We start from the raw sequence: 1,792 nt of genomic DNA, 5'->3' as shown, positions 1-1,792 counted from the left end.
GGCTCGGCGCGTACGCGGTGGTCAAGGCCATCGGCATGACCGTCTTCCTGACGCTGCTGTCGCACACCGGGGACTACCTGAAGAAGGAGCCCGGCCGCGGCGGCGGCGCCAACCCGTGGGACGTGCTGGGCACCTGGGACGGCGTCTGGTACCAGCGGATCGCCGAGAACGGCTACGACCCGCAGCTGATCCCCCTGCACGGCTTCCCGCTGGCCACCTACTACGAGAACTCCGCGGCCTTCTTCCCGCTCTACCCCTGGCTGATGCGGCTGGTCGGCGCCGTCACCGGGCTCGGCCCGTACGGCTCCGGGATCGCGGTCTCGGTGATCGCCTCGCTGGTCGCCGCGGCCGGGATCTTCGCGATCGCCGAGCGGCTCGGCGGCTTCCGGGCGGGCGTGATCGCCGCGGTGATCTGGGGCCTGTTCCCGGGCTCGGGCGTGGAGTGGGCCGTGTACTCGGACTCGCTGTTCGTCGCGCTCTCCGCCTGGGCCTGCTACTGCGTGATGACCCACCGCTGGCTGACCGCCGGGGTGCTGGCGCTGGTGGCGGGCCTCAACCGGCCGACCGCCGCCGCGCTGATCGCCGCCGTGTCGATCGCCGCGCTGGTCGCGCTGGTGCGCCGCACCGACGGAGTGGCCCGCCCGCTGACCGCGATGCTGATCACCCCGTGGGGCCTGTTCGGCTACGTCGCCTGGGTCGGCTGGCGGATGGGCGACTGGGGCGGCTACTTCAAGCTCCAGCGCGGCGCCTGGAACCGCTACTTCGACGGCGGCGCCTCCACCCTGCGCACGATCATGGACGTGATCACCGGCCACTGGACGTTCTGGCAGTCCAACCCCGTCCCGGACCTGATCGCGATCGCCCTGCTGATGGCCCTGCCCGGCCTGCTGGTGCTGCTCTGGCGGACCCGCCCGCCGCTGGTCCTGTGGGTCTACACCGCGCTCACCGTCGTCACCGCACTGAGCAGCAACCAGATCTTCGGCAACATCTCGCGCTACCTGCTGCCGGCCTTCCCGCTGTTCATCGGCCTGGCGGTGGCGCTGCGCCGGGTACGGACCTCCTCGCTGGTCGGGCTGTTCGCCATGCCGGTGATCGCGGCGGGCTGGTACGCGGGGTATGCGCTGTTCGAGTTGGGTATCCCGTAATCCCGGTGTTGGTTGGCTACGGGATCATCCGGCAGCAGACGGGCCGTTGCTAACCTCGGACACATGACGACGACCCCGCCACCCGTGCGCCAGATCCGCGACATCTCCGGCCTGCTGGACCACGCGAGCCACGTGCTGGCGACCAGGATGGCGGCCGCCTTCGCGGAGCTCGGGATCACCCCCCGCGCCTACTGCGTGCTGTTCCACGCCTGGGAGGCCGAGCGCACCCAGATCCAGCTGGCCGAGCTGGCGGACCTGGACAAGACCACCATGGTGGTCACCGTCGACGAGCTGGAGAAGGCCGGCCTGGCCGAGCGCCGCCCGTCCGCGACCGACCGCCGGGCCCGGATCATCTCGGTCACCGAGGCGGGGGAGCAGGCCGTCGTGAAGGGCACCGAGATCGCCGACCGGGTGCACCGCGAGCTGCTGGACGCGCTGCCGCAGCCCGAGCAGCAGATGTTCGTCTCGGCCCTGACCCGCCTGGTGGACGGGCATCTGGCGGAGCCGGTGGAGAGCGAGCGGACGGTGCGCCGCGCCCGTCGCGCCCGGGGCTGAGGCACGGCCCAAAGCTGCTCCCGAGATAGATAGTCCCTAACAAAACAATCTGATAGCGTCCTTCCCGGTACTCGACGAACCGGGAGACCCGC

2 protein-coding genes are annotated in these 1,792 nt (G+C 71.0%); both read left to right on the top strand.

Annotated elements, in window-relative coordinates; all coding sequences use genetic code 11:
* On the top strand, positions 1–1,145 hold a 1,145-nt coding region (locus J0670_RS37190), incomplete at its 5' end, for a glycosyltransferase family 39 protein (RefSeq protein WP_307806865.1).
* Between the two features lie 63 nt (positions 1,146–1,208).
* Complete coding sequence (locus J0670_RS37185; protein ID WP_207817194.1) at positions 1,209–1,700, top strand: MarR family winged helix-turn-helix transcriptional regulator; 492 nt, start codon at positions 1,209–1,211, stop codon at positions 1,698–1,700.
* Positions 1,701–1,792 lie beyond the last annotated feature (92 nt).

It is taken from the genome of Streptomyces sp. FH025 (assembly GCF_017427025.1).
In the GTDB taxonomy this organism is placed as follows: Bacteria; Actinomycetota; Actinomycetes; order Streptomycetales; family Streptomycetaceae; genus Kitasatospora.
This window is presented reverse-complemented; position numbering and strand designations above follow the sequence as displayed.

Excerpts from the sequence above, each read along its gene's own strand:
- J0670_RS37185 (WP_207817194.1), top strand. The coding sequence starts at position 1,209 with ATGACGACGACCCCGCCACCCGTGCGCCAGATCCGCGACATCTCCGGC.